6 protein-coding genes and 1 pseudogene are annotated in these 7,211 nt (G+C 62.6%); 3 read left to right on the top strand and 4 right to left on the bottom strand.

Annotated elements, in window-relative coordinates; all coding sequences use genetic code 11:
- From QZ766_RS14060 to guaD, 3 genes are all read right to left on the bottom strand, one after another.
- Nucleotides 1-1,134 (bottom strand): molybdopterin cofactor-binding domain-containing protein (locus QZ766_RS14060; RefSeq protein WP_297202995.1); only part of this gene is annotated, 1,134 nt, incomplete at its 3' end.
- A complete protein-coding gene (gene xdhA, locus QZ766_RS14055) occupies nt 1,124-2,548 on the bottom strand; it encodes a xanthine dehydrogenase small subunit (RefSeq protein WP_297202993.1) in 1,425 nt (474 codons plus the stop codon). The genes xdhA and QZ766_RS14060, both read right to left, overlap by 11 nt.
- Nucleotides 2,545-3,870 carry a guanine deaminase gene (gene guaD, locus QZ766_RS14050; protein ID WP_297202991.1) on the bottom strand — a complete coding sequence of 442 codons (1,326 nt, stop codon included), beginning with the start codon at nt 3,868-3,870 and terminating at the stop codon, nt 2,545-2,547. Before guaD ends, xdhA begins: the two co-directional genes overlap by 4 nt.
- A 389-nt stretch (nt 3,871-4,259) precedes the next feature.
- Here guaD and ydfG point away from each other — a divergent pair, with 389 nt between their 5' ends.
- The 3 genes from ydfG (at nt 4,260) to ydfZ (ending at nt 6,131) form a co-directional block, all read left to right on the top strand.
- The gene (gene ydfG, locus QZ766_RS14045; protein WP_297202989.1) at nt 4,260-5,009 is read left to right on the top strand and encodes a bifunctional NADP-dependent 3-hydroxy acid dehydrogenase/3-hydroxypropionate dehydrogenase YdfG; all 750 of its coding nucleotides are present in this window, start codon (nt 4,260-4,262) and stop codon (nt 5,007-5,009) included.
- A gap of 94 nt (nt 5,010-5,103) precedes the next feature.
- Nucleotides 5,104-5,790: a GntR family transcriptional regulator gene (locus QZ766_RS14040; protein WP_297202987.1), complete on the top strand. Its 687-nt coding sequence runs from the start codon at nt 5,104-5,106 to the stop codon at nt 5,788-5,790.
- Between the two features lie 137 nt (nt 5,791-5,927).
- Nucleotides 5,928-6,131, top strand: a complete 204-nt coding sequence (gene ydfZ / locus QZ766_RS14035; protein ID WP_297202986.1) for a putative selenium delivery protein YdfZ — start codon at nt 5,928-5,930, stop codon at nt 6,129-6,131.
- A 150-nt stretch (nt 6,132-6,281) separates the two neighbouring features.
- Here ydfZ and QZ766_RS14030 read toward each other — a convergent pair.
- A pseudogene (locus QZ766_RS14030) lies at nt 6,282-7,211 on the bottom strand (D-mannonate oxidoreductase); the annotation flags it as partial.

The following is a 7,211-nucleotide window of genomic DNA, read 5'->3' as shown; positions in this document are numbered from 1 at the left end:
AATTTGCTCTATCGCCATCATCCCTTGCGGCCCGCCAAAGCCGCGAAATGCAGTATTCGAAGCGGTATTGGTGCGGCAGCGGTAGCCGGTAATGCGCGCGTCGCCGAGATAGTAGGCGTTATCGGCGTGAAACATCGCCCGGTCGCAGATGGAGCCGGAGAGATCCAGCGAATAACCGCAGTTGGCGGCCAGATCGATAATCACGCCCTGCAGGATCCCCTCCGGAGAAAAGCCCACCTCGTAGCGCACAAAGAACGGGTGGCGCTTGCCGGTGATGCGCATATCGTCGCGCCGGGAGAGCCGCAGCTTTGCCGGCCTGCCGGTGAGCCGGGCGGCCAGCGCCGCGTGGCAGGCGATGCCCGCCGCCTGGGTTTCTTTGCCGCCGAAGCCGCCGCCCATCCGCCGGACGTCCACGGTAACTTTGCTCATGCTGACGCCCAGCACCGAGGCCACCAGCTTCTGCACTTCGGTGGGATGCTGGGTGGAGGACCACACCTGGATCGTCCCTTCTTCCCCCGCGGTGGCCTGGGCTACCTGGCCTTCCAGATAAAAATGCTCCTGCCCGCCGATGTGAAACGATCCCCGCAGCCGGTGCGCGGCGCGGCTCAGCGCGGCATCGGCGTCGCCGCGCTGCTGAACGTGCGGCGCGTCCACGAAGTCCTCCCGCGCCAGGGCGGTTTCCACATCCAGCACCGCCTCCTGCGGCGTTATCGCCACCGTTACCTTACGGACGGCGAGGCGCGCGGCTTCCAGCGTTACCGCTACTACCATCAGAATCACCTGCCCGTGATACTCCACGCGTTCCCGGGCGAACAGCGGATCGCCGGGGGCCAGCGGGCCGATGTCCAGCTCCCCCGGCACGTCGCGCCAGCTGAGGATCCGCACCACGCCGGGCACCTGCAGGGCCTCGTCGATGTTAACGGCATCAATGGTGCCGCAGGCGCAGTCGCTCAGTACCGGACACAGGTACAGCATCCCGGCTGCTTCCGGGCGATCGTCAATGTACTGCGCGCCGCCGCTGACGTGGAGATCGGCGCTGTCGTGCCTGCGGGGGCGGCCCGCGCCGCCCGCAAGCTGTGCGAGGAAACGGGCTTTCAGTTCGGCTTCATCTTCCAAAATGACATTAGCGGCCATAGTCGGTTACCTCCAGTTCAGCACATCCCGCAAGCAGCAGGCCGTAGCGCCTGAGCAGATTTTTCGCCACCTGCCGCCGGTAGCCGGCGCTGGCGCGCACGTCGCTGAGCGGCGAGAAGTCCGCCTCAAGCGCCGCCCCGGCCGCCGCGAAGGTGGCGGCGTCAAGCGGCTGCCCCACCAGCGCCGCCTCGCAGCGTCGGGCGCGCGCTGGGGTCGCGACCATGCCGCCAAACGCAATCCGGGCGCGGCGGATAATGCCGTCCTCGTGGTGAATATTCAGCGCCGCGAAAACGGTGGAGATATCGTCATCCCGCCGTTTGGAGACTTTCCACAGCCGCAGGTTGGGCGCTCGGGACACCTCATCCAGCAGGATGTGGCTGATAAACTCCCCCGGCTCCAGCCGCGTCTGGCGGTAGCCGGTGTAGAACTCCGCCAGCGGAATTTCCCGCAGAACTTCTCCCCGCCGCAGCCGCAGGCGGGCGTCCAGCGCCAGCAGCGCCGGAGCGCAGTCGCCAACCGGCGAGGCGCTGGCGAGATTACCCCCCAGAGTGCCGATATTGCGTACCTGACGGGAAGCGAAGCGCGACAGCATCTCGCTGAACGACGGAATCGTCTCCCGCAGGGCGTGCCGGAGGTCGGTGAGCGTAACCGCCGCGCCAATCTCCAGCCGATCGCCATCGCGGCGCAGCTGGCGCAGCTCGTCCACGTTTTGCAGGGCAACAATACGCTGGTGCCGCCTGCCGGCGCGGGCGGCGTCCAGCGTCAAGTCGGTGCCTCCCGCCAGCAGTCCGGCGTCGGGATAACGCAGCAGGCAGTCTGCCAGCGCTGCGGCGCTGTCGGGCAGCAGCGTCCGGCCCGGCTCTCCTGAATCGGGCTGCATGGCGGCCAGCCGGGCGGCAGTCTCCGGCGCCCGGGCAGCATGGCCGTCCTGCACGCGCTGCCCCAGCAGCGGCTGTACGGCGTCAATAATGGGGCGGTAGCCGGTGCAGCGGCAGAGGTTGCCCCCCAGGTGGTCAATCAGCGTCTCCCGGCTGGCGGACTCACCGCTGTGGCACAGCGCGAACGCCGACATAGTGATGCCGGGCGTGCAGAAGCCGCACTGGGAGGCGTGGCCGCAGGAGAGCGCTGTCTGCAGCGGATGGAGCGCGCCGTCTTCGGCGAGATCTTCGACGGTGAGCAGCTGCTTTCCGGCGAGCTGGGCAACCCGCAGCAGGCAGGCGTTGGCGCTGCGGTAGCGCAGCTCGCCCGCTTCCAGGCTGCCCAGCACTACCGTGCAGGCACCGCAGTCGCCGGTGGCGCAGCCCTCTTTGGTGCCGGTGCGGCGCTGCCCGAGGCGTAGCCAGTCGAGCACTGTCAGATCAGGATCGAGATTATCGATCGCGACCGGCTGCTGGTTGAGAAGAAACTGCGTCATGCGGCGGCCTCCTTGCGGGAGCGATCCCAGGCGCAGCGGCCGTCGATCCAGGTCTGGTGAATACTGCGATCGTCGCCGAGGGTGATCAGTGCGAAAAGCCGCTCGTAAATATCCCGGCAGCGGCTGATGCGCAGCGCCTGAAGCGGCGTGGCGGCCGGATCGAGCACCGCAAAATCCGCTTCTTTGCCGGGCATAAAGTTGCCGATACGATCGTCAAGGCACAGCGCCCGGGCGCCGCCGAGGGTGGCGTGGTAAAGCGCCTCGCTGGCGCACAGGCTGTAGCTTTGCAGCTGGCAAATTTTGTAGGCCTCGCCAAGGGTGCGCAGCATATTGAAAGTGGTTCCGGCCCCGACGTCAGTGCCGATGCCGACCTTGACCCGCTTCTGCCAGCTGGTGCGCAGCGGAAACAGGCCGCTGCCGAGAAACAGGTTAGAGGTCGGGCAGAACGCCACCGCCGAGCGGGTGCGCCGCAGGCAGTCCCACTCGCTGTCATGAAGGTGGATCGCGTGGGCAAAAACGCTGCGCTCCCCGGTCAGGCCGTAATGGTGGTACACGTCGAGGTAAGTATCGTGTTCAGGCCACAGGCTTTTTACCCAGGCGATCTCCTCGGCGTTTTCACTGAGGTGGGTTTGCAGCCAGGTATCGGGAAACTCGGCGCGCAGCGCCCTTACTGCCTCCAGCAGGCGGGGAGAGGATGTTGGCGCAAAGCGCGGCGTGATGGCGTAACCCAGCCGTCCCCGGTTGTGCCAGCGTCGGATCAGCGCGCGGGTGTCGCGGGCGCTCTGTTCGGCACTCTCGATCAGATCTTCAGGCGCGTTCTGGTCCATCATCACTTTGCCGGCGATAAGACGCATCGACAGCCGCTCGGCGGCGGTAAACAGCGCGTCCACCGACTGCGGGTGCACGGTACCGAACACCATGGCGGTGGTGGTGCCGTTGCACAGCAGCTGGCTGAGGAAAAAATCTGACATCTGCGCGGCGTGCTCCGGGCAGGCATACTCGCTCTCCGCCGGAAAGGTGTAGGCGGTGAGCCACGCCAGCAGCTGTTCGCCATAGGCGCCGATGGTGCCGGTTTGCGGGTAGTGCAGGTGCGTATCGACAAACCCGGGCACGATGATGCGGCCGCGATAGTCCAGCCAGTCCGCCATATGGCGCAGGTGGTGCTGCCCCTCTTCCCAGGACATCAGCGCCAGAATGTGTCCGCCGCCGATAAACAGCAGCCCGTCTTCGATATAGCGCGCGTGGCGGGCTATCTCTTCCGGGGTGTCGGCGACGGCGGTAATATCAAAAAAGCTGCTTCGCAGCACGTGGCTATAGTCCACCCTCTTTCCCCTCTTCGACCGGCGCATTACCGCCGGTGCTGATTGCGCAATTACGCGTGTTGTTATCAGGGATTTGCAAAAGTGATGCCAGATTCAAAATTAATAAAAACGATATTTTTCAATTAATTAAGTTAACAGGCGCGTTTGCGCAACGTGATGAGAAATTATTTCAACGCAACCGGTTGCTTTGCATATGCAATCGGTTGCATCGTAGATAGCGGAATTATTAACCCTGCGGCGTGCGCCATATGGGCGCACTGCAATGTCGCGGCTGCACCACTGCAGCGCGCAGCCCCGGCGGGCGCGGCTTTTTCGCCAAAACGCGGTTACCCGCGCCGGTCGCCCGTGCTATCGTATGTCGATCCCTAACGCATTGAGGAACTGGAGAAATGATCGTACTTGTTACCGGCGCCACCGCAGGTTTTGGCGAATGCATTACCCGCCGCTTTATTGCAAATGGCCACCGCGTTATTGCCACAGGCCGCCGCCACGAGCGCCTGCTGGAGCTGAAGGACGAGCTGGGTGACAATCTGCATACCGTTCAGCTTGACGTGCGTAATCGGGCGGCCATCGAAGAGATGATTACCAACCTGCCCGCCGGCTGGCGCGATATCGACATTCTGGTCAACAATGCCGGTCTGGCGCTCGGCATGGAGCCCGCGCACAAGGCCAGCGTCGAGGACTGGGAAAACATGATCGATACCAACAATAAAGGGCTGGTCTACATGACCCGCGCGGTGCTGCCGGGCATGGTTGAGCGCAACCGCGGCCACATCATCAATATTGGCTCTACCGCTGGCAGCTGGCCTTACGCGGGCGGCAACGTCTACGGCGCCACCAAAGCCTTCGTGCGCCAGTTCAGCCTTAATCTGCGCACCGACCTGCACGGTACCGCTGTGCGGGTTACCGATATCGAGCCGGGGCTGGTGGGCGGCACCGAGTTTTCCAACGTGCGCTTTAAAGGCGATGACGCCAAAGCCGACAAAACTTATGAAAACACCAGTGCCCTGACGGCGGAAGACGTCACCGAAGCGGTGTGGTGGGTGGCAACTCTGCCGGCCCGCGTCAACATCAACACCGTTGAGATGATGCCGGTGAGCCAGACTTATGCCGGGCTGAGCGTGCACCGTAAGCCTTAAGGCGTATCGCCCCTGCCCGGCCTGTCGGTCGGGTATGGGCCAGGCAGTAAAAACCGCGTAACATACTCCTTTAATCCCGCAAAAAGAATGAGCCATGGCCGCCGAATCGCAACTCAATCCGACCCAGCCCGTTAACCAGCAGATTTACCGCATTCTGCGCCGGGATATTGTTCACTGCCTGATCCCGCCGGGCACGCCGCTGTCTGAAAAAGAGATTTCCGTGCGCTTCGACGTGTCGCGCCAGCCGGTGCGCGAGGCGTTTATCAAGCTCGCCGAAAATGGCCTGATCCAGATCCGCCCCCAGCGCGGCAGCTACGTTAATAAGATTTCGCTGTCCGGCGTGCGCAATGGCTGCTTCGTGCGTCAGGCTATCGAGTGCGCAGTAGTGCGGCGGGCGGCAACGCTGATTAACGACGAGCAGTGCTACCGGCTCGAGCAAAATCTGCACCAGCAGAGCATCGCCATCGACAGGCAGCAGGTGAATGATTTTTTTATCCTCGACGATGAGTTTCACCAGCTGCTGTCGCAAATTGCCGACTGCCAGCTCGCCTGGGATACGGTGGAAAATATCAAGGCCACCATCGACCGGGTGCGCTATATGAGCCTTGACCACGTCTCCTCGCCGGAAATGCTGCTGGCCCAGCACCAGGCGATTTTTACCGCCCTGGAACAGCGCGATGAAGATGCGGTAGAAAAGGCCATGCGCGAACACCTGCAGCTCATCAGCGAGTCGGTGTTGCTGATCCGCCAGGAAAACAGCGGCTGGTTTAGCGAGGAGTGACATCTGTGCCTGTCTCCTGGGCAAATAAAATGTGACGTTGATCAAAAACAATAAAAAAGATGGCCAGCGGCGTATGAATAGAAGCGCCGCGGCGGGCAGTGCGTCCGCCGCGGGGTTCAGATTTAAGGAGACAAACCATGATGACTTACGATCGCAACCGCAACGCAATTACTACCGGCAGCCGCGTGATGATTAACGGCACCGGGGAAACCGGCACCATCACCGCTATTCACAGCGACGGGATGAATGCGATGCAGCTTCGCCGCGGTAAAACCGTCGAAATTGAAGGGCAAAGCGATAAGTTTGCCCCGGTTGAGCTAATTCGTCTGGGAATGCACTAAGCAGCAGCGCGGCGGGCAGGTAAAACGCGAGATGCGTTAGCGCAAAGCGAAAAGTTAGCCTCCCGTTCAGCATAAAGGCGCCACCGGGCGCCTTTTAAAAGTCTTCAGCTGTTAAGCATCATGCCGCTCCCTTCGGAGCGGCATTTTTATTTACAGCTTCGCAGCTGCGTCCGCTACCGCGGCTTTAGCACCTTTCTCCAGCAGCGTGCGGTAAGCCTGAGTTACCGCATTAACGAAAGTGGCGTTTTGCGGCAGATCCTGGCCAAAGATGGCCTCAATGCCCAGCAGCGCTTTAACGCGCTCATCGCCCTGCGCGCTGTGCTGTACTTTCTCCTGCAGGGTGCTCAGGAGCGGATCGGAAATTTCGATCGGATTGCCCTGCTCGTCTACTCCACCCACATAGCGCATCCAGCCCGCCACGCCCAGCGCCAGCAGCGGGAAGTCGCTGCCGTCGGCCAGGTGCCAGCGTACGCCGTCCAGCATCCGCTGGGGCAGCTTCTGGCTGCCGTCCATCGCGATCTGCCAGGTGCGGTGGCGCAGGGCCGGGTTGCTGTAGCGTTCGATCAGCATATCAGCATAATGGTTGAGATCCACGCCCTGCACTTTCAGGGTCGGTGCCTGTTCGTCAATCATCAGCGCGCGGGCCGCGCGGCGGTAGTTTTCATCGCCCATGCAGTCGTTGATGTGCGCATAGCCGCCCAGGTAGCCGAGATAAGCGAGGAAGGAGTGGCTGCCGTTGAGCATCCGCAGCTTCATCTCTTCGAACGGCACCACGTCGGCCACCAGCTCGGCACCGGCTTTTTCCCAGGCGGGACGTCCGGCGACAAAGTTATCTTCAATCACCCACTGGCGGAACGGCTCGCAGGCCACGCCCGCCGGATCGCGCACGCCGGTGATCTGTTCAATTTTGTCCAGCGTTTCCGGGGTGACGGCGGGAACGATGCGGTCAACCATGGTGGACGGGAAGGTCACGTTTTCAGCGATCCACGCGGCCAGTTCGGCATCGAGCGCGGTGGCGTAAGCGGTGACGACGTTACGCATCACGTGGCCGTTTTCCGGCATGTTGTCGCAGGACATGAC

It is taken from the genome of uncultured Pluralibacter sp. (genome assembly GCF_913775985.1).
GTDB lineage: Bacteria > Pseudomonadota > Gammaproteobacteria > Enterobacterales > Enterobacteriaceae > Pluralibacter.
The sequence above is the reverse complement of the archived record's forward strand: the minus strand, read 5'-3'. Positions and strand labels throughout refer to the sequence as shown.

What these genes read in the sequence shown, in the direction of transcription:
- xdhA (WP_297202993.1), bottom strand. Translation starts at nt 2,548, where the DNA reads ATGACGCAGTTTCTTCTCAACCAGCAGCCGGTCGCGATCGATAATCTC.
- ydfG (WP_297202989.1), top strand. Translation starts at nt 4,260, where the DNA reads ATGATCGTACTTGTTACCGGCGCCACCGCAGGTTTTGGCGAATGCATT.
- QZ766_RS14040 (WP_297202987.1), top strand. Translation starts at nt 5,104, where the DNA reads ATGGCCGCCGAATCGCAACTCAATCCGACCCAGCCCGTTAACCAGCAG.
- ydfZ (WP_297202986.1), top strand. Translation starts at nt 5,928, where the DNA reads ATGATGACTTACGATCGCAACCGCAACGCAATTACTACCGGCAGCCGC.